We start from the raw sequence: 26034 nt of genomic DNA, 5'->3' as shown, positions 1-26034 counted from the left end.
TGTATTACTAGGCATATAGTGTATTACTGATTTGTGCATACAACATATAGTTGTTTTAACCAAAATACTAAAAAAAGTTAGAATTTATGAACAAAATATTGTCATTAGCAATCAAGAAAGCTGTCTCTGAATATACGCCAGAGGTTAAAGAAGCTTCTGAAAGCAAAAGACCAGATCTCTTTTCATTAAATAATCAAACTGAGTTATTTCAAAATGACAAAGGAATTATCATTAAAATTGATAGATCTAGAGATAGTAATTTAACTGATTTTGGTAAGGCTACATTATTAGATAGATATTTAGGGCAGAATGAATCTTTTCAAGATTTGTTTGCAAGAGTAGCAAGCACATATGCAGATGATAATTTACATGCTCAAAGAATTTATAACTACATTAGCAACCTTTGGTTTATGCCAGCAACTCCTGTTTTATCAAACGGTGGTACGAAAAGAGGTTTGCCAATTTCATGTTTCTTAAATGAAGCTTCGGATAGTTTAGGCGGAATTTTAGATTTATGGAGTGAGAACGTTTGGTTAGCTGCTAAGGGTGGTGGTATTGGAAGTTATTGGGGTAACCTTAGATCAATCGGAGAAAAAATTGGAAGAGTAGGAAAGACTTCGGGCATTATTCCATTCATCAAAGTAATGGACTCGTTAACAATGGCAATTAGCCAAGGCTCTCTTAGAAGAGGATCTGCAGCATGTTATTTACCAATAGATCATCCTGAAATAGAAGAATTTATAGAAATGAGAAGACCAACTGGAGGTGATCCAAATAGAAAAGCTTTAAACTTACATCACGGTGTTCTGATTTCAGATGCTTTCATGAGAGCAGTTGAAACAGACGATCAATGGGCATTAAAAAGTCCAGCTGATGGTTCAATACAACAAACTATATCAGCAAGAAATCTTTGGATTAGGTTGCTAACTGCAAGAATAGAAACAGGTGAACCTTATATTATTTACATTGATACAGTTAACAGACAAATTCCACAACATCACAAGTTAGCAAACTTAACAGTTAAAACTTCAAACTTGTGTAGTGAGATTACTTTACCTACTGGAATTGATAAAGATGGAAATGATAGAACAGCTGTATGTTGTTTATCATCTTTAAATTTAGAAAAATATGATGAGTGGAAAGATGACAAAGATATGATTCCAGATGTGATGAGATTTTTAGATAATGTTCTAAGTGATTTTATTAATAAAGCTCCAGATCAATTTAAAGACGCAAAATATTCTGCCGAAAGAGAGAGAAGTGTTGGTTTAGGTGTAATGGGCTTTCATTCATTTTTACAACAAAAAAGAATTCCATTAGAGTCGGTAATGGCAAAGTCATGGAATAAAAAAATATTTAAACACATTAGCGATCAAGTTGATCAAGCTTCAAAAGATTTAGCTGAAGAAAGAGGAGCATGTCCAGACGCAGCTGAGTATGGTTATCAAGAAAGATTTTCTAATAAAACAGCAATAGCTCCAACAGCATCGATTTCGATTATTTGTGGTGGTGCATCACCAGGAGTAGAACCTATCGCTGCTAATAGTTACACACACAAAACATTGTCAGGTTCATTTAATGTTAGAAATAGATATTTAGAAGAAATTTTAGAAAATCATGGAAAAAATGATGAAGAAACTTGGTCAAGTATTACTACAAATCAAGGCTCAGTTTCTCATTTAGATTTCTTAACTGATTTAGAAAAAGATGTTTTTAAAACAGCTTTTGAGTTAAATCAAAAATGGATCATAGAACTAAGTGGAGATAGAACTCCTTATATATCTCAAGCGCAATCAGTAAATTTATTTTTACCTGCAGATGTACATAAGAGAGAGCTTCACAAAATACATTTTGATGCTTGGAAAAAAGGCCTAAAAAGCCTTTATTATTGTAGATCAAAATCAATTCAGAGAGCGGAGAACGTTAATGATGCAAAATCTACAGATGTTCTTGCTAATGTTTATAAAAATAAATCAACAAGTAGTGAACCAGAATACGAGGAGTGTTTATCATGTCAGTAGCAGAAAATATTAAGAATACGGAAACAACAAAAAATAATAATGGATTACTAGTAGGGAATCCTGTCTACAAACCATTTAGATATCCCTGGTGTTATGATGCATGGTTAACACAACAAAGAATTCACTGGTTACCAGAAGAAGTACCACTTGGAGATGATGTAAGAGATTGGCAAAAAAATTTAAGCCCATCAGAAAAAAATTTACTTACTCAGATTTTTAGATTTTTTACTCAAGCTGATGTTGAAGTAAGTAACTGTTATATTAGACATTACATGAATGTATTTAAGCCAACTGAGGTTTTAATGATGATGTCTGCATTTGCTTCAATGGAAACGGTTCATATTGCGGCTTACTCTCATTTATTAGATACAATTGGTATGCCAGAGTCAGAATATTCAGCTTTCATGAAATATAAAGAAATGAAAGATAAATATGATTATATGCAAGGCTTTGATGTTAAATCAAATCATGATATTGCTAAAACAATAGCTGTGTTTAGTGCTTTCACTGAAGGACTTCAATTATTTGCAAGCTTTGCAATCCTTTTAAATTTCCCAAGACACAACAAAATGAAAGGTATGGGCCAGATTGTTACTTGGTCAGTAAGAGATGAAACTCTTCACTGTAATTCAATGATTAGATTGTTTAAAGATTTCATTAAAGAAAACCCTGAAACATGGACACCTCAATTAAAGAAAGAAATCTATGAGGCATGCAGAACAATAGTGCATCATGAAGATGCTTTTATTGATTTAGCTTTCCAAATGGGTCCAATGGAAGGATTAACTGCTCAAGATGTTAAGAATTACATTAGATTTATTGCTAACAGAAGATTAGATCAATTAGGATTAGAACCAATTTATAAAGTTGAAAAAAATCCTCTTGGTTGGTTGGATACGATGCTGAATGCAGTAGAGCATATGAACTTCTTTGAAGGACGTGCAACAGAATATTCTAAAGCATCTACACAAGGAACTTGGACAGAAGCATTTAGTTAATCAAGTTGAAATACAAAAAGTATTTTAGAAAAACTAGCTTTAAACAAAAAGGCGTAGGTGACTATTTTCTAGAAGAAATAAGAAAAAAGAAACCAAAAGTTTTTTTGGAAATAGGTGTTTTTCATGGTGTTACTTCAAGAAATGTTTGTGAGTTACTATATGAAATTCATGGTAAAAATTTTAAATATATTGGTATAGATTTATTTGAAGAAAGTTTAGAAAATGAAAATGAAATTATTCCAAGCACTATTTTCAAAAATCCACTGAAACAATTTTACTTTAAATATATCAAAAAACAAAATCCTTACAGTATTGAAGCTGTAAGAGACTTATTGAAAAAATTTAAAGATAATGCTCATTTGATTAAAGGTAATTCAAACACAGTTTTACAAAAAATAGATATGGAAAAAATAGATTTTATTTTTTTAGATGGTGGACATGATTATGATACAGTTATGAATGATTTAAATTTATCAAAAGATGTAATAATTAAAAATGGTGTGATTTTATGTGATGATTATGATCTTTCATATGCACCAGGAGTAAAAAAAGCTATAGATGAATATGTTGAAAAAAATAACTTTCAAAAAAAAATATTACTCAATAATCGATTTGCTTTAATTGAAAAAAAATAATTTTAACGCTGATTAAGTTCTAATACTTTTCTGTGTTTACTTCCTTTATAACTCGCAAGAGGTCTAATCAATTTATTAGCTGCATGCTGTTCCATAATGTGAGCAGACCAACCTGTAATTCTTGAAATTACAAAGATAGGAGTAAAGAAGTCTGTATCAAATCCCATTAAGTGATATGTAGGTCCAGTAGGGTAGTCTACGTTTGGATGAATATTCTTCTTTTCAATCATCACTTTTTCTACAATATCGTAAATCTTTTCAAACTTTTTATCTTTTTTGATTTTAGCAACTTTGCCAAAATATTCTCTCATTGTTGGAACTCTTGAGTCTCCACTTTTGTAAACCCTATGACCAAAACCCATTACTACATCTTTATTAGCTAGTGCATTATTGATCCATTTTAAAGCATTTTCTGGTTTCTTTATTTTATTCATCATGTGCATTACTTCTTCATTAGCACCACCATGTAAAGGCCCTTTTAAACTCGCGATCGCACCTGTTATTGCACCATGAATATCAGATAAACTTGATGTAATTGTTCTTGCAGTAAAAGTTGAAACATTAAAACTATGTTCTGCATATAAAATTAATGAAACATCAAAAGCTTTTACTATTTCTTTTTGAGGAACTTTTCCAAAACACATATAGAAAAAATTTTCTGCAAAAGTTAAATCTTTTTTAGGTTTGATGATTTTTTTACCTTTTCTAATTCTGTAAAAAGCAGCTAAAGCAGTAGGTGTTTTAGCAAAAATTCTTAACGCTTTTCTCATATTTGCTTCAGGTGAAGAGTCTGAAGTTTCTTTATCTTCTAATCCCATTACACTCACAGCTGTTCTTGCAACATCCATTGGATGAGATTTTTTAGGCATTCTTTTTATAATTTCATATAAATCTTTTGATAGATCTCTTTGACTTCTTTCTTCTTTTTCAAATTTTCTAAGTTGAATTGTATTTGGAAGGTCTTTATTTAAAATTAAATAAGCCACTTCTTCAAATCTACAATATTCACATAAATCTTGAGCAGCATAACCCCTGTAAGTAAGAGAATTTATTTCAGGCATTACTTTTGAGACTTCAGTTTCATCAACAACAATACCTAGTAATCCTTTTTTAATATCTTCGCTCATTATTCATGTCCCTCCGTACTAAAGTTATAAATTTTTTCATCTAAACTGTTGTATTTTTCATATTCAACAAGTTCGTATAATCTTTTTCTAGTTTGCATTTTATCAATAATATTGTTCTGGTGTCCATTTGCATAAATGTCTCTTAAACCATCCTCTACATTTTTCATCGCTAAACGTTGAGTTGTCACTGGATAAATTACAATATTGTAACCAAAATTTTCTAATTCTTTATAATTAAATAATTTTGATTTACCAAATTCAGTCATGTTAGCTAATAAATAACATGAAAGTTCTTTTCTAACTTTTTCGAAATCTTTTTCATCATGTAAAGCTTCAGGAAATACAATTTCAGCTCCAGCATCAATGTATGCCTTACATCTTTCAATCATTTTATCGATGCCTTCAACACCTTTAGCATCTGATCTTGCAATAATTTTAAAGTTATCATCTTTTTTTGCATCAACACATTCTTTAATTTTTTTAACCATTGCTTCAGTAGAGATCAGCTCTTTATTATCAAGATGTCCACATCTTTTTCTCTCTATTTGATCTTCTAAATGGACTGCTGTTATTCCAAATTCTTCAAAAGTTTCAATTGTCTCTTTACAAGATTTAAAACCTGTATCAATATCAACAATCGTTGGAAGATTTGTTACTCTTGAAATTAAATATGATCTTGTGCTTACATCTTGTAGAGTTGTTAAACCAATATCTGGAAAACCAAGATCATTAGCCATTACTCCACCAGAAACATAAACTGCATCATACCCAATTTCTTCAATTAATTTTGCTGTAAGAGGATTATAAGCGCCAGGTACTCGTAAAATTTTATTTTTTTTTAATTTATCTGAAAAATCTTTTCTTTTTTGACTTGGCTCTTTTTCAACAAAATGCATTAAAATATTCCAACTTTTAAATTTCTTTTAATTTTAGATTTTCTTACTTCTACATTTAGCTTATCTAACTGACCTGCTTTAAGATTTTTTAAATTTTGCACTACTCTTAAAAATCTATCACTTTCTTTTTTTTCAATAATGCCTTCAGTTAAAATCTTAAATTTATTAATATAATTTTCTCTTTTAAAAGGTCTTGCTCCGTATGGATGAGCATCTGCTCTATCTAATTCTTCAGTAATTTTCTTACCATTATTTAAAGTAACAACAACTTTTGCACCAAAAGATTTATTTTTTGGATTTGGATCGTGATATTTTTTAGTCCACTTTTTATCTTCATGAGTTTTGATTGATCTCCAAATCTTAAGTGTGCTTTTTCTATTTGCTCTTGCTTTTGTATATGATTTTACATGATGCCAATCACCATCCTCTAAGGCTACAGCAAATATGTACATAATAGAGTGATCTAATGTTTCTCTACTTGCATTTGGATCCATTTTTTGAGGATCGTTTGCACCTGTACCAATTACATAATGCGTATGATGACTAGTGTAGATATCAATTTTTTTAATTTGATTTTGATTTGATATTTTTTTTCTAAGAATTTTTGCAAGATCAATTAAGGCTTGAGATTGATATTCCGCAGAATATTCTTTTGTATATGTTTCAAGTATAGCTTTTTTTGTCTCACCTTTTTTTGGAAGTGGAACTTTATATAAAGCTTTTTTACCATCTAAAATTCTTGCTATTACACTGTCCTCACCTTCGTAAATTGGACTTGGAGCACCTTCACCTCTCATTACTCTATCAACAGCTTCTATTGCTAGTTTACCTGCATGAGCTGGTGCATAAGCTTTCCAACTTGAAATTTCACCTTTTCTAGATTGTCTAGTTGAAACAGTTGTGTGTAATGCTTGTTGAACTGCTTGATAAATTGTTTCTGTATTTAATTTTAACATTGTACCAAGTCCAGCTGCAACGCTTGGACCTAAATGTGCAATGTGATCTACTTTATGTTTATGTAAACAAATTCCCTTAACTAGATTTACTTGAACTTCATAAGCTGTGATAATTCCTCGAAGTAAATCTAATCCGCTTTTCTTTTTTTGTTGAGCTACACTTAATAGAGGAGGAATGTTATCTCCAGGATGACTGTAATCAGCTGCTAAAAAAGTATCATGAAAATCTAATTCTCTAACTGCAGTTCCATTTGACCAAGCTGCCCATTCACAATCAAACTTTAATTTAGAATTTACTCCAAACAATGTTGCTCCATTTTTTCTAGAGTGTTTTAAAGCCATTTCTCTAGATGATATAACTGGTCTTCTATTTAACGATGCAATTGCAACTGATGCATTATCAATAATTCTATTGATTACCATCTCAATTGCAGCCTTATCTAATTTTGCATTATCACTTGCTATCTCTGCGATTTTCCATGCAAGCTGATTTTTTTTTGGTAAGTGAATTTTTGAAGGATAAACTTTAACTTTATGAACTATCATAATCTGACGGTGTTTTAGACCTAAAATCTAATTAATCAATATTAAAGATAAGTGGAGACAATTTTTTCAACACCAATAAAGTCTTTTATTAAGTGATTATGATATATTTCTTCAGAATTTTTTTCTGTGTATCCATTTTCAAGTAAAATTACAGGTATGTTAGCAGCCTTTGCTGCATTGGCATCAGTTTCACTATCACCAATCATTAAAGATTTTTTAACATCACCATCTAATATTTCTACTACACTTGTGAGATGTCTTGGATCAGGTTTGCAATAATCGAAAGTATTAGATCCTGCCACATATTCAAAGTAATCATAAATTTTTATTTTTTGTAAAAGATCAATCGCTAAATGTTCTTGCTTATTTGTGCAAACGGCCATTGATATTTTTTTATCTTTGCACCATTTTAAGAAATCTAAAACTCCATTAATTAAAGTACTTTGATTAATTATATTTTTTCCATAAAAATCAATGAACTCATCAACCATTTGTTTCTTAACTTTTTCATCTTGAACTTTACCAAATTCTTTTTTTGCCTGACCCCAAATAGATCTACCAATTAATGCACCAGCACCTTTACCAACTAAATTTCTAATATCTTCAGTTGATTTAGTTGGATAGCCAAATTTTTTCATTACATGATTGTGCGCTAACATTAAATCTGGAGCCGTATCGACTAATGTTCCATCTAAATCAAATAAAATTGTAAAGTTTTTAGTCATTAAAAGGTTATTTTAAGAAATATTTTGTGAGTTAAGTATCACTAATACATGAATATAAAGATTTTAAAACATGAAACAATCAAATTTACAAAAAATTCAAAATCAAATTAGAGACAAGTTTTTAAAACAGGGAGTTAAAATGGTTGGCCCTGAAACAATTTTTTTTTCAAAAGATACAAAAATTGGAAAAAATGTAACTATTGAACCTTATGTGGTTTTTGGACCTAAAGTAAAAATTGGAAGCAATGTAGTGATTAAATCTTTTTCTCACTTAGAAGAGTGTAACATAATGAATAAAGTTGAGATAGGTCCATATGCAAGAATTAGACCTAAAACAATACTAAAAGAGGGTTCTAAAATAGGAAACTTTGTTGAAGTTAAAAAGAGTGTTGTTGGTAAAAATTCAAAAGTAAATCATTTATCTTATGTGGGTGACAGTGATATTGGAAAATCAGTTAATATAGGTGCTGGAACTATTACTTGTAATTATGATGGGGTAAACAAAAATAAGACAAAAATAAAAGATAATGTATTCATAGGTTCTAATTCTTCTTTAGTAGCACCAGTTACTATAGAAAATGAAAGTACTGTAGGAGCTGGTTCAGTTATTACTAAAAAAGTAAATAAAAAATCTTTAGCACTTACAAGAGCAAATCAGTTAGAAATAAAGAATTATAAAAGAAAGAAAAAATAAATGTGTGGAATAATTGGAATAACTAGTCACAAACCTGTTTCAGCGTCCATCATTAATTCTTTAAAAAAATTAGAGTATAGAGGTTACGACTCTGCTGGGATTGCCACTTTATCTAATGGTATTATTAATGAAGTTAAAACTGAAGGCAGAGTTGATAAGTTAGAACAAAATGTTTCACTAAAAAATTTAGAAGGTGTTGTAGGTATTGGTCATGTTAGATGGGCAACGCATGGAGTTCCTAACACTGTTAATGCTCATCCACACTCATCAGAAAATGTATCTGTAGTTCACAATGGAATTATTGAAAACTCAACATTATTAAAAAAATACTTATTAAACAAAGGTTATAAATTCAAATCTCAAACAGATACAGAGGTAATAGTACATTTGATTTCAGAAAACTTAAAAGAATTAGATCTTGTTGATGCAATTACTAAAACTTTAAAACAACTTATTGGTAGTTTTGCACTTGGAATAATTTTTAAAGATGAGCCTGATTTAATTGTAGGTGCAAGAAGAGGCTCACCATTAGCTGTTGGATATGGTCCCAATGAAAATTACTTAGGTTCAGATTCTTATGCTCTAAAATCAATGACCAATAAAATTACTTATTTAGATGATGGTGAATTTTGTATAATTAAAAAAGATCAAACCGAATTTTTCAATGAAAAAGGAGTAAAAGTTAATAAAAAAGTTTTAGAACTTTCTTCAAATGAAGAAAACTATGGAAAAGGGGATTACAAACATTTCATGGCTAAAGAAATTGAGGAACAGCCAACTACAATTAAGAATTGTATTAAAGAATATATCGACAATGCAAATAAGGAGATAAATATTTATAACTTTCCCTGGGATATAAAAGATATATCATCCATTACTCTTATTGGTTGTGGTACTGCTTACCATTCTTGTTTGATGGCAAAATACTGGTTTGAAGAATTAACTTCTCTAGATGTAAATATCGATATCGCATCTGAGTTTAGATACAGAAAGAATAGATTTAAAAAAGATGGATTATATATTTTTGTATCTCAATCAGGTGAAACTGCAGACACATATGCTGCTTTAGAATTATGTAATAAAAATGATCTAAAAACTTGCTCAGTTGTTAATGTTGTAGAAAGCTCAATTGCAAGAGACTCTAATTTTGTTTTACCAATTCATTGTGGTCCTGAAATTGGAGTTGCTTCAACAAAGGCTTTTTTAGGACAATTAATGGTCCTATATTTACTAACCTTAAAAATTGGAAATTTAGATAAAACTTTAAGTTTAGATATTTATAAAGATAAAATTGATAGTATTCAAAAACTACCCAAATTAATAAATGAAACCTTAAGTTTTGATAATAAAATACAAATTATTTCAAAAACATTTAATGAAGCAAAGGGATCAATGTTTTTAGGTAGAGGTTTCTCTTTTCCAATCGCATTAGAGGGCGCATTAAAGTTAAAAGAATTATCTTATGTTCATGCAGAAGGTTATCCTGCAGGTGAAATGAAACATGGACCTTTAGCATTAATTGAAGAAGGAATGCCTGTTGTTGTGCTTGCTCCAAGAGATAACTATTACAGAAAAACGATTTCTAATATGCAGGAAGTAATTGCGAGAGGTGCTAAAGTTTTATTGATTACAAATAAAAGCAAAGACGAAGTTATTCCTGAAAATATTTGGGAAACAATTGAAGTTGAAAGTGCAGATGATGATCTTCTTCCTTTCCTATTAACAATACCTCTACAAAAATTAGCTTATTACTCTGCTTTAAACAATGGTTACGACATAGATAAACCAAGAAATTTAGCAAAATCAGTCACAGTTGAATAAATTCTAATCTCTGCTACAACACTTTATAGTTGAAAATTTATGAGTAGTTGGAAAATAAATAGTTGGAGAGATTATCCTGTAAAACATATTCCTGATTATCCTGATCAGGCAGAGTTGGATCAAGTTCTTAATAAGATCAGAACTTTTCCACCTTTAGTTTTTGCGGGTGAGACTAGACATTTAAAAACTCAACTAGCTGATGTTGTTGATGGTAAAGCGTTTCTTCTTCAAGGGGGAGACTGCGCAGAGAGCTTTGCAGAATTTAATCCAGATAACATAAGAGACACATTTAAATTAGTTTTACAAATGTCATTAGTATTAACTTATTCTGCTTCTTTACCAGTTGTTAAAGTTGGAAGAATTGCTGGTCAATTTTCAAAACCAAGAAGTTCACCTGTTGAAGTGAAAGATGGTGTTGAGTTACCAAGTTATCTGGGAGATAATATCAATGGTATTGAGTTTAATGAAAAAGCAAGAATACCAGATCCAAAAAGATTATTCAAAGCTTACTCACAAGCTGCTGCAACTTTAAATTTGATTAGAGCATTTTCACATGGTGGATTTGCTGATTTGAAAAAAGTTCACACTTGGAATTTAGGATTTATAAAAAATACTCCCGAAGCAAAAAAATTTAAAGAACTAGAAGATAACATTGAAAAAGCATTAGCATTTATGGACGCATGTGGAATTAATTCTGATTTTAATAGAAGATTAAAAACAGTTAACTTTTGGACTTCACATGAAGGTTTACATTTACCTTATGAAGAGGCGATGACTAGAACAGATTCTACTACTGGTGAAAACCATGATACCTCTGCTCATTTTATATGGATAGGAGATAGAACAAGACAATTAGATGGTGGGCATGTAGAATTTTGTAGAGGAATTGAAAATCCTATTGGAATTAAATGTGGCCCAACTTTAGAACCTCAGGATTTAATAAATTTATGTAATAAAATTAATCCACAAAATGAAAAAGGTAAAATCACTTTAATATCTAGATTTGGGCATGATAAAGTTTCTAAGTTTTTACCAAAATTAATTAGAGCGATTAAAAAAGAAGGTCTAAACGTAATTTGGTCTTGTGATCCTTGTCATGGAAACACAATTAAAGCAACTTCAGGATACAAAACTAGACCTTTCAATGATGTATTAAAAGAAGTTAAAAATGTTTTTGAATGTCACCAAAGCGAAGGTAGTTATGCTGGTGGTTTACATATTGAGTTAACTGGTCAAAACGTTACTGAATGTACTGGTGGTGCACAAAAAATTTCTGATGAAGATTTATCCTCTAGATATCACACACATTGTGATCCAAGATTAAATGGTAATCAAGCATTAGAATTAGCCTTTTTAATTTCAGATGAGATTAAAAAGAATAGCAGTTATTCTAAAAACACAGTCCAAGCGGCATCTTAGGATATTGAATTTAACCAATAGTCTGTTTATCTAATTATTATGAACGTTGCAGAAAAAGCTAAATACATTTCCAATTGGATTAAAGATTATGCGCTTGGCATGCCATCAAAAGCTGAATCTTTAGTTATCGGAATTTCAGGTGGTATCGATTCATCTGTTTCAAGCACTCTAAGTGCTATGACAGGATTAAAAACTATTGTGCTTACTATGCCAATTAAACAAAAATCAAATCAACATGATTTAAGTTTAAAACATCAAAAATGGTTATTAGAAAACTTTAAAAATATAGAAGCACATACAATTAATTTAGATAATTTATTTGAAAGTTTTACAAAAAGTTTAAGTAATTTTAATAATGAACATGGATTTGCAAATTCGAGAGCAAGGCTAAGAATGACAACTCTTTATCAAGTAGCTGCTGCAAATAAAGGTATTGTTGTTGGAACTGGAAATAAAGTAGAGGATTTTGGAGTAGGTTTTTATACAAAATATGGTGATGGAGGAGTTGATATTTCTCCAATTGCAGATTGCAATAAAACAGAAGTTTGGGAACTAGGTAAAGAGCTAGGTATACTTGATGAGATTATTGAAGCTGATCCAACCGATGGATTATGGGATGATGGTAGAACTGATGAAGGACAATTAGGTTTTAAATATCCTGAACTTGAAGACGCTATGGTAAATCCGAGCTCTCCTCACAGAGAAAAATACGAAAAAATTCGTAGTCAAAATTTACACAAAATGGAGCCAATTCCAGTGTGTAAAATTCCTAACTAATCAATTTGATTCACAAATCATAATTTTAAGTATATTCATATTTTTATGGCTAAAGAAATTTATTTAACGAATAATTTGTCCAATAAGCGTGAACAGTTTGTTCCAATCGATGAGAATAATGTTAGAATGTATGTGTGTGGTCCTACTGTATACAATGATCCTCACATAGGTAACGCTCGGCCACTTGTCATATTTGATATTCTATACAAAGTTTTAAAAAATAAATTTAAATCTGTAAATTATGTAAGAAATATCACTGATGTAGATGACAAAATCATTAATTTTTCAAAAGAAAACAATGTTTCAATAAAAGAACTTACAGACAAAATTATTAAAAGCTTTGCTGAAGATTGTAGTTTTTTAAAATGTGAAGAGCCCAATCATCAACCAAAAGCAACTGAACATATTGATTTAATGATTGAGATGACAAAAAATTTGATTTCCAAAGGTTTTGCTTATGAAAATGAAAAACATGTTTATTTTGAAGTTAAAAAATTTAAAGATTATGGAAAACTTTCAAATAAAAAATTAGATGAGTTAATTGCGGGTTCCAGAATTGAAGTAAGTGATAATAAAAAAAATTCTGAGGATTTTGTTTTATGGAAACCTTCAAATAAAGATGAACCAGGATGGGATTCTCCATGGGGGAAAGGAAGACCTGGTTGGCATTTAGAATGTTCTGCGATGTCTAAGAAATTTTTAGGAGATGAATTTGATATTCATGGAGGAGGAATAGATTTAATCTTTCCTCATCATGAAAATGAAATAGCCCAATCAAGATGCGCTAATAGCACCAAGACATTTGCAAATTATTGGGTTCATAACGCTTTCCTCACAATGTCAAATGAAAAAATGGCAAAGTCTCAAGGCAACATTATAAAGATAAAAGATTTTAGAGAAGGCAACATTAGTGGTCAGGTAATTAGATTTGCCTTGATGAGTGCGCATTACAAACAACCTTTGGATTGGAGTGATAAACTATTAAAAGATTGTCAAAATACACTTGATAAATGGTATAAAATTTATGATCTAAAATTTGAAACAGTTAATATAACAGATGAAATAATTTCACCTTTATATGAAGATTTAAATACTCCAGGCTATATTGCCAATCTTCATAAATTATATGAAAGTGCTGTAAATGGAACAGATGATGATAAAAAAGCTTTTGTTTCTGCTTGTAAGTTTGTGGGTTTTTTAACTGAAACAAAAGAAAAATGGATCAGTTATAAAAAAAAAAATACTTCTTTATCTGAGAAGGAAATTGAGGAAAAGATCAATGAAAGAAACAAAGCAAGAGCTCAAAAAAACTATCAAAAAGCTGATGAAATAAGAAACGAACTTTTAGACAAAGGTATTTTAATAGAAGACAAAGATGGTAAAACCATCTGGAAATTTAAATGAGTAAAGAGAGATTATATATTTTTGATACAACACTTAGAGATGGTGCACAAACACAAGGTGTAGATTTTTCAGTAGATGACAAAGAAAAAATTGCTTCTGCTTTAGATAAACTGGGGGTTGATTATATTGAAGGTGGATGGCCAGGTGCAAATCCAACAGACACAGAATTTTTTCAAAAAAAACATAACTTTAAAAATGCAGTTCTAACTTGTTTTGGTATGACTAAAAGATCTGGAAGAAGTGCAGAAAATGATCCTGGTTTATCTGCTTTAATGAATTCAAATACTAATTCAGTTTGTTTAGTTGGAAAATCTTGGGATTTTCATGTTGATGTTGCATTAGGAATTACTAATGATGAAAACTTATCCAACATAAGTGAGAGCGCATCACATTTTGTTGAACAAAAAAAAGAATTTATGTTTGATGCAGAGCATTTTTTTGATGGCTATAAAGCAAACAAAGATTATGCAATTTCCTGTTTAAAAGCTGCTTATGAAAAAGGTGCAAGATGGATTGTGCTTTGTGATACTAATGGTGGAACCTTACCTCATGAAGTTTCAAATATTGTATCAGAAGTAATAAAGTTTATTCCAGGAAAAAATTTAGGTATTCACGCACATAATGATACTGGGAATGCTGTGTCAAATTCTTTAGCAGCTGTGATGGCAGGTGTCAGACAAGTTCAAGGTACTATAAATGGTTTAGGTGAAAGATGTGGCAATGCTAATTTAATGTCATTAATTCCGACTTTTTATTTGAAGAAAGATTTTTCTAATAAATTTGAAATGAATATCAAATCAGACCATATTAAAAATCTAACTCAATGTTCAAGATTGTTAGATGAAATTTTAAATAGAAAACCAAATAAACATTTACCTTATGTTGGTGCAGCAGCTTTTTCTCATAAAGGAGGATTGCATGTTTCAGCCGTACAAAAGGATCCCAAAACTTACGAACATATCGATCCTGAAGAAGTTGGTAATTCAAGAAATATAGTTGTGTCAGATCAATCAGGAAAATCAAACATTGTTTCAAGATTGAAAAGTTTAAATGTTGATTTTGAAGAAGATAATCCAAAAATAAAAAAATTATTAGACGAAGTAAAAGATAGAGAATTTATTGGTTATAGTTACGATGGTGCTGATGCATCATTTGAATTATTAGCAAGAAGAATAATGGGTGAGATACCAAGATATATTTCAATTAATGAGTATGATGTTGGGGTTAAGAAAAATAAATCTGGTGAAATTATTTCTTCTGCAAAAGCACAATTAGAAGTGGATGGTGAAACAATTGTATGTGAAGGTGAAGGTAATGGTCCAGTTAATGCATTAGATAATGCTATTAGAAATAATATTGATAAAATTTCAAAATATTCGAAGTATTTAAAAGATTTAAAATTAGTAGACTATAAAGTTAGAATTTTAAACACAGGAACAGAAGCCGTAACAAGAGTTTCAATTGAAAGTACAGACTCAAAGGGTAAAAATTGGTTCACAATTGGTGTATCTCCAAACATAATTGATGCATCTTTTAAGGCATTAATAGATAGTTTGGATTATAAATTATTTAAAGATAATGCTCCAGCTAGTAAATAATTGTGAAAGCAAATAACATTACTTTTATTCTTCATAAACCCCAATTATCCGAAAATATAGGTGCTTGTGCTAGAGCTTTAAAGAACTTTAACTTTACCAACTTATGTGTAGTTAATCCAAAACCTATTTACCCAAATGATAAGATACTAGCAACCTCAGTTGGAGCCAAAAATATTATCAATAAATCTAAAATATTTGACGAATTAGGTCCTGCTGTAGAAAAAATAGATTATCTAATAGCTACATCAGCAAGATTTAGAAATAAAAATATCAAACATATTTCATTAGAGGATTTGAAAAAAATTGATTTTAATAAGAAAGTTGGTTTTTTATTTGGATCTGAAGCATCGGGATTATCAAATGACGAAATTAGTTATGCAAATTATACACTTCAAATTCCAACTAATCCTCAATTTAAATCTTTAAATTTATCTCATAGTTTAATTATTATTGCCCAGTATGTTTCGAGCATTTTAAAATCAAAGTCTTTTGATTATAAAAAATCAAAAAAAGTAAAGTCTGCATCTAGAAAAGAGATATTAGCTATGGCAAATCTTTGCATACAAAACCTCGATTCAATAAATTTTTTCAAGCCTAAAGAGAAAAAACCTATTATGTTGGAAAATTTAAGGAATATTTTCTATAAAATGGAATTATCAGATAAAGAAACTCGTATTTTATCCAGCGTATTTGCTAGTTTGGGGAAAAAACGTTGATTGACAAACCAAAAACTAAGTTTATAAAGCCGTCATCACATGACAAAAAGATTAAACTCTAAACATAAAGTAGACAGAAGATTAAAAGTGAACTTATGGGGTAGACCAAAAAGCCCATTCAACACTAGAGCATATGGTCCTGGGCAACACGGCCAAACTAAAACATCCAAACCTTCAGATTACGGTATTCAATTACAAGCTAAACAGAAATTAAAATCTTATTATGGAAACATGAATGAAAGACAATTTAGAAATATGTATCAAAAAGCTACAATGCTTAAAGGGGATACAAGTGAAAATTTAATTGGACTATTAGAGAGAAGGTTAGATGCAGTAATTTACAGAGCAAAATTTGCAACAACGATATTTTCAGCAAGACAATTAATCAACCATGGTCATGTCAAAGTAAATGGAAAAAAAGTAAATATAGCTAGCTATTTAGTGAAAGAAGAAGATTCAATTGAGATTAGAGACAAATCAAAACAACTTGCTATTATTGATATCGCTCTTGCTAATAAAGAAAGAGAAATACCAGAATATATTCAAATGGATGAAAAAAATAAGAAGTTGAAATTTGTGCGAATACCAAAATTTGAAGAAGTGCCATATCCCATAGTAATGGAACCAAATCTTGTAATCGAATATTATTCAAGATAACCCTTTGATAAGAAGATCTTCCAAAGAACATATTAACATATTATTAAAGTCAAATCCTAACTGGAATATTCTTGATATTGGCTGTGGCTATGGTGCAAATATTTCTGCAAAAGTAATTTGTGATATTCAAGACTTATCAGCTTATTACAAAGATAAAAATTTTATTAAGCTAGATCCACAAAAAAAAACATTACCTTTCAAAGATAAAGAATTTGATTTTGTTATTGCAAGCCATGTAATTGAGCATGTTGAAAATGTTGAAAATTTTATTGGTGAAATTGAAAGAGTTTCAAAACAAGGATATATCGAATTACCAACAAAATTAGAGGATAACTTAGTATTTGAAAATAAAAATGATCATTTATGGCATATGGATTTTGATGACATTAATTCTAAGTTAGAGATTTCCCCAAAAGTTCAAGTTTTAGAACCAATTTTAACAGTTTCATCTATGAAAAAAATGCATCAATTTTTTAGAAAGAGTTTTGTATTAGAACTATATTGGCGAGATAAAATAGAATATGTTCTTTTAAATAAAACTAAAAATGTAAATGAAAAACTAAGTTTACTAAATTTATTTAAAAAATTCTTTTCAAAAAAAGTACGAATGATTTTTAAATAGTTATTTTTTAAAGTTAATTCCTTTGGCTTCAAGTGTTTGCTTTAACTCACCATTTTCATACATTTCTTTTACGATATCACAACCACCGACAAATTCTTTTTTAATATAAAGTTGCGGGATAGTAGGCCAGTCACTAAATATTTTGATACCTTCTCTAAGTTCTTGGTTTTCTAATACGTTGATACCTTTAAAATTTACTTCAAGAATTTTTAACATGTTAGATACAGCCATTGAAAATCCACACTGTGGTGCATCTGGTGTGCCTTTCATAAATAAACATACTTCATTGTTATCAATTTCATTTTGTATCATATTTTTAATATCATCGTTCATTATCTATTTTTCCTTTGTTTTAATTGCTAGTGCATGTAGTTCATTTCCCATTTTACCTTTAAGAGAATTATAAACCATTTTATGTTGTTCTATTTTTGATTTACCTGAAAATTCAGGTGCTATAACAGTTGCAGAATAATGATTTCCATCACCTGCTAAATCTTGAATTTCTACAGTAGCCTTGGGTAATGCTTCTTTTATATAATTTTCAATTTCTTTTAAATCCATTGCCATATTATTTGCTCATGTAATCCTTTAGCCAACTTGTATTAAATGTTTTCAAATCGTCAACTGAAAGATCTGTTTTTTTATCAATTGTCAGGTTTTTTTCTTTAATTTCTCCTAATTGATCAAAATGAACAGAGTTTTTATTTAATAAATTTGTTACTTTTTTTAAATTATCTTTACTTACTTCAATCACAAATCTTCCTTGATCTTCACCAAAAAAATACTCAAATTCATTAATTAAAGACTTAGGTTTTTTAATATTTATTCCTTTATCTCCTTTAATACACATTTTGGATATTGCTGTAATTATTCCACCTAAAGAAACATCATGAGCACTTTTTATTAAACCATCTTCAATAAGTTTTAATAAAGTTTCTCCATTATTTTTTTCATTAAATAAATTGATTTCAGGAGGAGGACCATTTTTCTCATCTAATATATTTCTTGCAAATAAACTTTGATCAATGTGACCTTCAGTTTTCCCAATAACCAAAACAATATTACCAGTTTCTTTAAATTCCATAGTAATCATTTTTGAATAATCTTTAATTAATCCAACACCACCAATAGCAGGAGTTGGTTTAATACCAATTTCTTTTGTTTGATTGTAAAAAGATACATTTCCCGAAACCACTGGAAAGTTTAAAAATTTACTTGCTTCTCCAATACCCTCAACACACTCAACAAACTCTCCCATATTTTCCTCATTCTCTGGACTTCCAAAGTTAAGACAATTTGTTATCGCAATTGGTTTTGCACCAACTGAAATTAAATTTCTCCAACTTTCACAAACAACTTGTTTTCCACCTGTTAGAGGATGAGCCCAACAATAAACAGCAGATGAGTCTACCGAAGCTGCAACTGCTTTATTTGTTCCATGAACTCTAACTACACCGCTATCACCACCTGGTTTTTGAATAGTATCTCCCATTACAGTATGATCGTATTGTTCCCATATCCATTGTTTACTGCAAACATTTGGATTGGATAATATTTTCTTTAAAACATCTTTAAATTTTAAATTAGTTAAATCTTTTTTTGGTATTTTGTTTTTCTTAGGTAATTTTGCCTTCTTCCATTTACGGTCATACATGGGTGAATTTTCAACAAGTATGTTAACAGGAATGTTTGCAACTTTTTCTTCATCAAAGAATAATTCTATTCTTTTTGAGTCAGTTGTTTTACCAATTACAGAGAAATCTAAATTCCATTTATCAAATATCTTTTTTGCAAGATCTTCTTTGCCATTTTCTAAAACAATTAACATTCTTTCCTGACTTTCAGAAAGCATTATCTCATAAGGCGTCATTTTACTTTCTCTGCAAGGAACTTTATTTAAATTAATCTCAATTCCCAAATTCCCTTTTGAAGCCATTTCAATACTTGAGGAAGTTAAACCTGCTGCTCCCATATCTTGAATTGCTATGATCGAATCTCCTGCCATCAATTCAAGACATGCTTCAAGTAAAAGCTTTTCAGTAAAAGGATCTCCAACTTGTACAGTTGGTTTTTTTTCTTCAATTTTATCGTCAAAACTTGCAGAGGCCATACTTGCTCCATGAATTCCATCACGACCTGTTTTTGACCCAACATAAATCACAGGTTTTCCTAAACCAGCTGCTTTTGAATAAAAAATTTTATTTTTTTTAACTAAACCAAGTGTCATTGCGTTAACTAAAATATTTCCATTATAAGAACTATCAAAACTTGTTTGACCTGCAATTGTTGGAACTCCCATACAGTTTCCGTATCCACCAATTCCATGAACAACACCTCTTAATAAATTTTTAGTTTTTTTGTGATGAGTTGAGCCAAAATGAATAGAGTTTAAATTTGCAATAGGCCTTGCACCCATTGTAAATACATCTCTCATTATACCACCTACACCAGTTGCAGCACCTTGGTAGGGCTCGATAAATGAAGGGTGGTTATGACTTTCTATTTTAAAAACAATTGCATCATCATCTTCTATATCAATAATACCAGCATTTTCGCCTGGTCCTTGAATAACTTTTTTGCCTTTAGTTGGTAATTTTTTTAAATGTAATCTTGAAGATTTATACGAGCAATGTTCATTCCACATTGCAGAAAAAATACCAAGCTCTGTTATATTTGGTGTTCTTTCTAATAATTCACAAATCTTAGCGTACTCATCTCTTTTAAGACCATGATCTATTGCTATTTGCTCGTTTACTTCCATTACTTGATATTATTAATTAAATTTTCAAAAAATATTGAGCCATCTTCTCCAGATAAACTTTTATCAATCATTCTTTCAGGGTGAGGCATCATTCCAAGAACATTTTTTTCTTTGTTAAAGATCCCTGCTATGTTTTTTATTGATCCATTAGGATTATATTGATCATTAATTTGACCTTGTTCGTTACAATAATAAACTGCAACTTGGTTGTTATCTTCTATTTCCTTTAATTGATCTTTGCTGCAAAAATAATTTCCTTCATTATGAGCGATGTGAAATTCCAATATCTTTTTATCTAGATATTTAAAATATGAGCTATCTTTGTCGTTAACTTTTACAAATACATTTTTACAAATAAACTCTAAGTATTTATTTCTTAGTAAAACACCTGGGACCAAACCTGTTTCTACTAAAATTTGAAACCCATTACAAATTCCCATAACTAAACCACCAGATTTAGCAAAATCTATTACAGATTTCATTATTTTGGATTTTGATGCCATACTTCCGCATCTTAAATAATCTCCATAAGAAAAACCTCCAGGAAGCACTACTAAATCAGACTTTGGGATCTCATTGTCGTTGTGCCATACCATTTTATTCTTAAAGCCAAATTTGTTTAAAGCGACATGCATATCTCTATCACAATTTGAACCTGGAAAAGTAATGACTGCTGATTTCATTATTGAGTTTAAAGAATTTTATAATTTTCGATTACAAGATTTGTTAAAAGTTTTTTACACATTTCTTCAACCTGAGCTCTAGCTTTATTTTCATCTTGTTCATTAACATTAATTTCAAAATATTTTCCTTGTCTTACTTCATCAATATTATCAAAACCCATACCTGTAAGAGTTTGATTTATAACTTTACCTTGAGGGTCTAATACATCTTGTTTGAGAGTGATGATTACCGATATTTTCATTTTCTTTTCTTCTTAACACTTGAAAGTTTTGTTACATTTACTGCTGATACATTAGATTGTTCATGCAAGATACCTAATCTTCTAGCAACCTCTGTATAAGCTGGAATTAAGTCACCAAGATCTTTTCTAAATCTATCTTTATCCATTTTTTTATCAGTAATACTGTCCCATAATCTACATGTATCTGGGCTTATCTCATCAGCAAGTATAACTTCATTTTTTCCATTTAATTTAATTCTTCCAAACTCTAATTTGAAATCAATCAATTTAATTCCAACACCTCTAAACATACCAACCATAAAATCATTGATACGAAGAACCATTTTTTTAATTTTTTCTATTTCTTTTTTAGTAGCCCATTCAAAAACCAAAATGTGTTCTTCAGAAATCAATGGATCACCCAATTTGTCATCCTTCAAACAGTATTCAATTAGAGGTTCTTTAAGAACTGTCCCGTCTTCTATACCTAATCTTTTGGTAATTGAACCAGTTGCAACATTTCTTAGTACAAACTCAATTGGAATAATTTCAACATGTTTGATGATTTGTTCACGCATATTTAATCTTTTCACTAAATGGTTTTTAATTCCAATTTGTTTAAGATTTGTAAGTATATGTTCAGATATTCTATTGTTTAAAACACCTTTTCCTTCAATAAGAGATTTTTTTTGATTATTAAAAGCTGTTGCATCATCTTTAAAATATTGGATAACTAAATTTTTGTCAGATGTAGTATAAATTATTTTTGCTTTTCCTTCGTAAAGTTTTTTACCTTTTTTCATTATTTAAATACTCTTCTAAATATCAAATTCACATTTTTAAAATGTTTTGCATAACTAAATATTAACTTAAATTTCTTTTCGGAAATTTTAGACATTATGAATTTATCTTGTCTAATTACATCAATTAAATTTAGATTTTCACTAAAACATTTTTTTGCATAGTTTTGCACAATTCTATAAGATTTTTCTCTACTTAATCCTGATTTAGTTAATTCTAACATTACTTCTTGAGAAAAAATTAACCCCTTGGTTAAATTTAAGTTTTCAAGCATTTTTTTTGGATAAACAATCATATTATCCAAAAGATTAGAAAGCCTAACAAGTGCAAAATCTAAAGTAATGTTTGCATCAGGACCTATATTTCTTTCAACGCTAGAATGCGAAATATCTCTTTCATGCCAAAGCGCTATATTTTCAAGGGCAGGGATCACAGCACTCCTTACCATTCTTGCAAGTCCAGTTAAGTTTTCACTTAATATCGGATTTTTTTTATGTGGCATTGCAGATGAACCTTTTTGCTTCTTTGAGAAGTATTCTTGCAATTCATAAACCTCAGTTCTTTGCAAATGCCTTATTTCGATAGCAACTCTTTCAATTGATCCTGCAATAATTCCTAAAACTGAAAAATAATAAGCATGTCGATCTCTTGGAATTACTTGAGTAGAAATAGGTTCCACTTTCATCTTTAGTTTTTTAGCAACATGTTTTTCAACACTAGGATTTATGTTAGCAAATGTTCCAACAGCTCCTGAGATTGCACACGTCGAAACTTCTTCAATTGCATTTTTTAATCTAATTTTATTCCTTTTGAATTCTTCATAGAAAGATGCAAGCTTTAATCCAAATGTAACTGGTTCAGCATGTATTCCATGACTTCTTCCCATACAAGGAGTGAACTTATGTTTCTTAGCTTGTCTTTTTAAAACACTTAAAATTTTATCAAGATCTTGAAGCAAAATTTTTCCAGATTGAACTAGTTGAATATTAAAACTTGTGTCTAATACATCAGAAGAAGTCATGCCCTGATGAAGGTATCTTGCTTTAATTCCAGCTTTTTCAGTAACTGAAGTTAAAAAAGCAATGACATCATGTTTAACATCTGCTTCTATTTGATGAATTCTTTTTACATTTATTTTTGCTTTTTTTTTAACAACTGAGGCAACACCTCTTGGAATATGACCCAATTTTTCCATTGCTTCAGCAGCAGCAACTTCTACGTCTAACCAGATTTTATATTTATTTTCTTCTGACCAAATATCAGAGAGTTCTTTTCTAGAATATCTTTTTATCATTATTAATATGGAGGCTTCGTATAACCTTTAGCAGATTCTGTAAAAATTTCATATCCATTTTCAGAAATACCCACAGTATGTTCAAATTGTGCTGATAAAGATTTATCTTTTGTTACCGCTGTCCATCCATCATTCAACATTTTTGTTTGAAATTTGCCAGCATTAATCATCGGTTCGATTGTAAAAGTCATACCCGGTCTAAGCTCCATTCCAGAATTTTTACTTCCATAATGTAAAACATTTGGCGGTTCGTGGAAAATAGTACTTATTCCATGACCACAAAAATCTCTAACTACAGAATAACCTTTTTTTTCTACATAAGATTGAATTGTATAACCAATGTCTCCTAATTTTAATCCTGGTTTTAATATCTTTATGGCATTCATCATTGAATTATAAGTTGCATCAATGAGATTATTTACTTTAACTGAAGTTTCACCAACACAAAACATTCTGCTAGTGTCGCCATAATGATGATCAACAATAGCAGTCACATCTATATTTATTGCATCGCCATCTCTTAAAACTCTATCTCCAGGGATACCATGACAAACGACATGATTTAAAGAAGTACACAATGATTTTTTAAAACCTCTATAAAATTGTGGAGCAGAATATCCACCATTGTCTCTTATAAATTCATACCCAAGTTTATCTATTTGATCAGTCGAAACTCCCTCTTTTACGTTGTCTGTTAACATATCTAGAGTTTGAGCCGCAAGTTTTCCAGCAACCCTCATTTTTTCAAATTTTTCTGTATAACTACTCATCAATAATTTTTAATTTTTTTTCTACAAAAATTTTTTTCGAGTTTATTTTGCATCTATATACTAAAAAATTAACACCAGCTTTCTTTGCTTTTAAATAATTATTGTAATATTCACTATCAATATCTTTAGCTATTTTAAAGTTTTCCATATTTTGAATTTGAACCAAAAATAATAAGTAAGCTTTATAACCTTTTTTTGTGGCATCAATAAGAGTTAATAGGTGTTTCGAGCCTCTAGCAGTTACAGCATCAGGAAATTCAGAAGTTTTTTTATCTCTAAATAAAGTGACATTTTTTACTTCTAAAAAAATCTTTGTTTTTTTCTTCTCTAAATAAAAATCAAATCTCGTTTCTTCGTTAAAAAATACTTCACTTTTGATTTGATCAAGATTTTGAAGTTCTTTAATTAGATTATTGTCTAAAGCATGCCTAGCAATTTTGTTTGCCATATGCGTATTAACACCAACAAGATTTTTATTTGCTTTAATTATTTCTAAACCATATTTTAATTTTTTTTTAGGATCGTTGTGCTTTAGTAAGTGAACTTCATTTCCTTCATCAAGTAAACCTTTCATCGATCCAGTGTTAGGACAATGAGCTGTTACTTTGACACCATCAATATTAACGTCAGTAAAAAAACGTTTATATCTTTTGATTAATTTGCCTTTGATTAAAGGCTTGGTAAATTTCATATATAGACTATACATTCTTAAAATGACCAAAGAAACTAAAGTTAATGCCGCTATATTAATAATTGGTAATGAAATTCTTTCAGGAAGAACTCAAGATACAAATACAAGCACACTTGCAACTTGGTTAAATTCTATAGGTGTTAAAGTTGGGGAGGTAAGAGTAATACCTGATGTTGAAGGAACTATAATTTCAACTCTAAATCATTTAAGAAATATTTATAATTATGTTTTTACTACTGGTGGTATTGGGCCTACTCATGATGATATTACAGCCGAATCAGTTTCAAAAGCTTTTGGATTAAAATATGAAATTCATCAAGAAGCTTACAAAATTTTAGAGGCATATTATAAACCAGGAGAATTTAACAAAGGTAGACAAAAGATGGTATGGATGCCTTCAAATGCTAATTTGATTTTAAACCCAACTAGCGGAGCCCCAGGTTTTAATGTTGAGAATGTTTATTGTCTTCCAGGAGTTCCTTCAATTCTAAAATCAATGTTAGGTGGATTGAAAAATGACATTGTTGGTGGTGAGCCAATTATAAGTAAAACGATAAGTTTAAGAACTGTTGAAAGTGAAATAGCAGAGTCTTTAACTAAAGTTCAAAATGAAAATAAAGATGTAGAAATTGGAAGCTACCCTTTCTTTCATGCTGGAAAACTTGGAGTCTCAATTGTTTTAAGATCTGAAAGTCAAAGTAAAATTGATGAATGTAATTCTAAGATACTTCAATTCGTAAATGAAAAAAGTATAGAAATCGTAGAAAGATAAAATTAGATGTTGTATTTTGCATACGGAAGTAATCTCCATCATTTTCAAATGAAAAGAAGATGTAAAGACAGCATTTTTTTAAAAAAAATTAATTTAAAAGATTTTCGCTTAACTTTCAGAAGCAAATATAGAGCTGCTGATATTGAGCCAAAAAAAAACTCAATTGTACCAGGCGGTTTATATGAAATATCTAAAAGTGATGAGAAGAAACTAGATGTATATGAGGATTTTCCAATTCTTTATAAAAAATATTATTTCAATTATTATGGAAAAAAAGTCATGACATATACAATGACTAAAAAAACTCCATTTAAGTACCCAACTGAAAGATACTTAAATATAGTAAAACGTGGTTATAGTGATTGTAATTTAGAGTTTAAATTTTTATCTAAAGCTCTAAAAGGTTAATTTATGAAAATTAGTATTATA

At 29.8% G+C, this 26034-nt stretch carries 27 protein-coding genes; 14 read left to right on the top strand and 13 right to left on the bottom strand.

The features are described from left to right. Positions 1 to 86: 86 nt before the first annotated feature. From ACTT9D_RS01530 to ACTT9D_RS01520, 3 genes are read left to right on the top strand one after another with little or no spacing between them, the layout of a single operon-like run. Positions 87 to 2021: a ribonucleoside-diphosphate reductase subunit alpha gene (locus ACTT9D_RS01530; protein WP_440930124.1), complete on the top strand. Its 1935-nt coding sequence runs from the start codon at positions 87 to 89 to the stop codon at positions 2019 to 2021. After that, a complete protein-coding gene (locus tag ACTT9D_RS01525) occupies positions 2012 to 3019 on the top strand; it encodes a ribonucleotide-diphosphate reductase subunit beta (protein ID WP_440930123.1) in 1008 nt (335 codons plus the stop codon). The genes ACTT9D_RS01530 and ACTT9D_RS01525 overlap by 10 nt, the downstream gene beginning before the upstream one ends. A 5-nt stretch (positions 3020 to 3024) precedes the next feature. Further along, positions 3025 to 3654, top strand: a complete 630-nt coding sequence (locus ACTT9D_RS01520) for a class I SAM-dependent methyltransferase (RefSeq protein ID WP_440930122.1) — start codon at positions 3025 to 3027, stop codon at positions 3652 to 3654. Between the two features lie 2 nt (positions 3655 to 3656). On the opposite strand, the gene ACTT9D_RS01515 is transcribed toward ACTT9D_RS01520, so the two are convergent. Genes ACTT9D_RS01515 through ACTT9D_RS01500 form a run of 4 tightly spaced genes read right to left on the bottom strand, consistent with a single transcriptional unit; the run spans position 3657 to position 7904 of the window. Further along, positions 3657 to 4781, bottom strand: a complete 1125-nt coding sequence (locus ACTT9D_RS01515) for a bifunctional 2-methylcitrate synthase/citrate synthase (RefSeq protein WP_440930121.1) — start codon at positions 4779 to 4781, stop codon at positions 3657 to 3659. After that, entirely contained in the window at positions 4781 to 5677 is an 897-nt protein-coding gene (gene prpB / locus ACTT9D_RS01510) for a methylisocitrate lyase (RefSeq protein WP_440930120.1), read from the bottom strand. Before prpB ends, ACTT9D_RS01515 begins: the two co-directional genes overlap by 1 nt. Continuing rightward, on the bottom strand, positions 5677 to 7179 hold the full coding sequence (locus ACTT9D_RS01505; RefSeq protein WP_440930119.1) for an MmgE/PrpD family protein: 1503 nt from the start codon (positions 7177 to 7179) through the stop codon (positions 5677 to 5679). The genes prpB and ACTT9D_RS01505 overlap by 1 nt, the downstream gene beginning before the upstream one ends. Positions 7180 to 7220: 41 nt before the next feature. Next, positions 7221 to 7904, bottom strand: coding sequence for an HAD-IA family hydrolase (locus ACTT9D_RS01500; protein WP_440930118.1), 684 nt, complete (start codon positions 7902 to 7904; stop codon positions 7221 to 7223). Positions 7905 to 7974: 70 nt separating this feature from the next. On the opposite strand from ACTT9D_RS01500, the gene ACTT9D_RS01495 reads away from it, so the two are divergent. From ACTT9D_RS01495 to ACTT9D_RS01455, 9 genes are read left to right on the top strand one after another with little or no spacing between them, the layout of a single operon-like run. Next, a complete protein-coding gene (locus tag ACTT9D_RS01495) occupies positions 7975 to 8598 on the top strand; it encodes a DapH/DapD/GlmU-related protein (protein WP_440930117.1) in 624 nt (207 codons plus the stop codon). Next, positions 8599 to 10419 (top strand): glutamine--fructose-6-phosphate transaminase (isomerizing), encoded by a 1821-nt coding sequence (gene glmS, locus ACTT9D_RS01490; RefSeq protein ID WP_440930116.1) that lies wholly within the window; start codon positions 8599 to 8601, stop codon positions 10417 to 10419. A gap of 39 nt (positions 10420 to 10458) precedes the next feature. Beyond that, complete coding sequence (locus ACTT9D_RS01485; RefSeq protein WP_440930115.1) at positions 10459 to 11838, top strand: class II 3-deoxy-7-phosphoheptulonate synthase; 1380 nt, start codon at positions 10459 to 10461, stop codon at positions 11836 to 11838. Between the two features lie 39 nt (positions 11839 to 11877). Next, positions 11878 to 12615 carry an NAD(+) synthase gene (nadE, locus tag ACTT9D_RS01480; RefSeq protein ID WP_440930114.1) on the top strand — a complete coding sequence of 246 codons (738 nt, stop codon included), beginning with the start codon at positions 11878 to 11880 and terminating at the stop codon, positions 12613 to 12615. A gap of 45 nt (positions 12616 to 12660) precedes the next feature. After that, positions 12661 to 14019, top strand: coding sequence for a cysteine--tRNA ligase (gene cysS, locus ACTT9D_RS01475; RefSeq protein WP_440930113.1), 1359 nt, complete (start codon positions 12661 to 12663; stop codon positions 14017 to 14019). After that, entirely contained in the window at positions 14016 to 15617 is a 1602-nt protein-coding gene (cimA, locus tag ACTT9D_RS01470) for a citramalate synthase (RefSeq protein ID WP_440930112.1), read from the top strand. The genes cysS and cimA overlap by 4 nt, the downstream gene beginning before the upstream one ends. A 2-nt stretch (positions 15618 to 15619) precedes the next feature. Further along, a complete protein-coding gene (locus ACTT9D_RS01465; RefSeq protein ID WP_440930111.1) occupies positions 15620 to 16333 on the top strand; it encodes an RNA methyltransferase in 714 nt (237 codons plus the stop codon). Positions 16334 to 16372: 39 nt separating this feature from the next. Further along, the gene (gene rpsD, locus ACTT9D_RS01460; protein WP_440930110.1) at positions 16373 to 16990 is read left to right on the top strand and encodes a 30S ribosomal protein S4; all 618 of its coding nucleotides are present in this window, start codon (positions 16373 to 16375) and stop codon (positions 16988 to 16990) included. Between the two features lie 4 nt (positions 16991 to 16994). Beyond that, entirely contained in the window at positions 16995 to 17612 is a 618-nt protein-coding gene (locus ACTT9D_RS01455) for a class I SAM-dependent methyltransferase (RefSeq protein WP_440930109.1), read from the top strand. Here the strand turns inward: ACTT9D_RS01455 and grxD are convergent, their stop codons facing one another. Genes grxD through sfsA form a run of 9 tightly spaced genes read right to left on the bottom strand, consistent with a single transcriptional unit; the run spans position 17613 to position 24833 of the window. After that, positions 17613 to 17945 (bottom strand): Grx4 family monothiol glutaredoxin, encoded by a 333-nt coding sequence (grxD, locus tag ACTT9D_RS01450; protein ID WP_440930108.1) that lies wholly within the window; start codon positions 17943 to 17945, stop codon positions 17613 to 17615. It lies immediately after the preceding gene. A 3-nt stretch (positions 17946 to 17948) separates the two neighbouring features. After that, a complete protein-coding gene (locus tag ACTT9D_RS01445) occupies positions 17949 to 18179 on the bottom strand; it encodes a BolA/IbaG family iron-sulfur metabolism protein (protein ID WP_440930107.1) in 231 nt (76 codons plus the stop codon). 1 nt (position 18180) lies between these two features. Continuing rightward, a complete protein-coding gene (gene purL, locus ACTT9D_RS01440; RefSeq protein WP_440930106.1) occupies positions 18181 to 20373 on the bottom strand; it encodes a phosphoribosylformylglycinamidine synthase subunit PurL in 2193 nt (730 codons plus the stop codon). Further along, complete coding sequence (gene purQ / locus ACTT9D_RS01435; protein ID WP_440930105.1) at positions 20373 to 21056, bottom strand: phosphoribosylformylglycinamidine synthase I; 684 nt, start codon at positions 21054 to 21056, stop codon at positions 20373 to 20375. Before purQ ends, purL begins: the two co-directional genes overlap by 1 nt. An 8-nt stretch (positions 21057 to 21064) precedes the next feature. Further along, entirely contained in the window at positions 21065 to 21298 is a 234-nt protein-coding gene (gene purS / locus ACTT9D_RS01430; protein ID WP_440930104.1) for a phosphoribosylformylglycinamidine synthase subunit PurS, read from the bottom strand. Next, positions 21295 to 22080, bottom strand: a complete 786-nt coding sequence (gene purC / locus ACTT9D_RS01425) for a phosphoribosylaminoimidazolesuccinocarboxamide synthase (RefSeq protein ID WP_440930103.1) — start codon at positions 22078 to 22080, stop codon at positions 21295 to 21297. Before purC ends, purS begins: the two co-directional genes overlap by 4 nt. Next, the gene (gene purB, locus ACTT9D_RS01420) at positions 22080 to 23372 is read right to left on the bottom strand and encodes an adenylosuccinate lyase (RefSeq protein WP_440930102.1); all 1293 of its coding nucleotides are present in this window, start codon (positions 23370 to 23372) and stop codon (positions 22080 to 22082) included. The genes purC and purB overlap by 1 nt, the downstream gene beginning before the upstream one ends. Before the next feature lie 2 nt (positions 23373 to 23374). Beyond that, positions 23375 to 24142, bottom strand: a complete 768-nt coding sequence (gene map, locus ACTT9D_RS01415) for a type I methionyl aminopeptidase (protein WP_440930101.1) — start codon at positions 24140 to 24142, stop codon at positions 23375 to 23377. Next, on the bottom strand, positions 24135 to 24833 hold the full coding sequence (sfsA, locus tag ACTT9D_RS01410; RefSeq protein WP_440930100.1) for a DNA/RNA nuclease SfsA: 699 nt from the start codon (positions 24831 to 24833) through the stop codon (positions 24135 to 24137). Before sfsA ends, map begins: the two co-directional genes overlap by 8 nt. A gap of 22 nt (positions 24834 to 24855) precedes the next feature. Between sfsA and ACTT9D_RS01405 the strand changes: the two genes are divergently transcribed. Together ACTT9D_RS01405 and ACTT9D_RS01400 are read left to right on the top strand one after the other, a co-directional pair. Then, positions 24856 to 25605, top strand: a complete 750-nt coding sequence (locus ACTT9D_RS01405; protein ID WP_440930099.1) for a competence/damage-inducible protein A — start codon at positions 24856 to 24858, stop codon at positions 25603 to 25605. A gap of 6 nt (positions 25606 to 25611) precedes the next feature. After that, positions 25612 to 26013, top strand: coding sequence for a gamma-glutamylcyclotransferase family protein (locus ACTT9D_RS01400; protein WP_440930098.1), 402 nt, complete (start codon positions 25612 to 25614; stop codon positions 26011 to 26013). Positions 26014 to 26034: the final 21 nt, after the last annotated feature.

Source organism: Candidatus Pelagibacter sp., assembly GCF_052049815.1.
Taxonomy (GTDB): domain Bacteria; phylum Pseudomonadota; class Alphaproteobacteria; order Pelagibacterales; family Pelagibacteraceae; genus Pelagibacter.
This window is presented reverse-complemented; position numbering and strand designations above follow the sequence as displayed.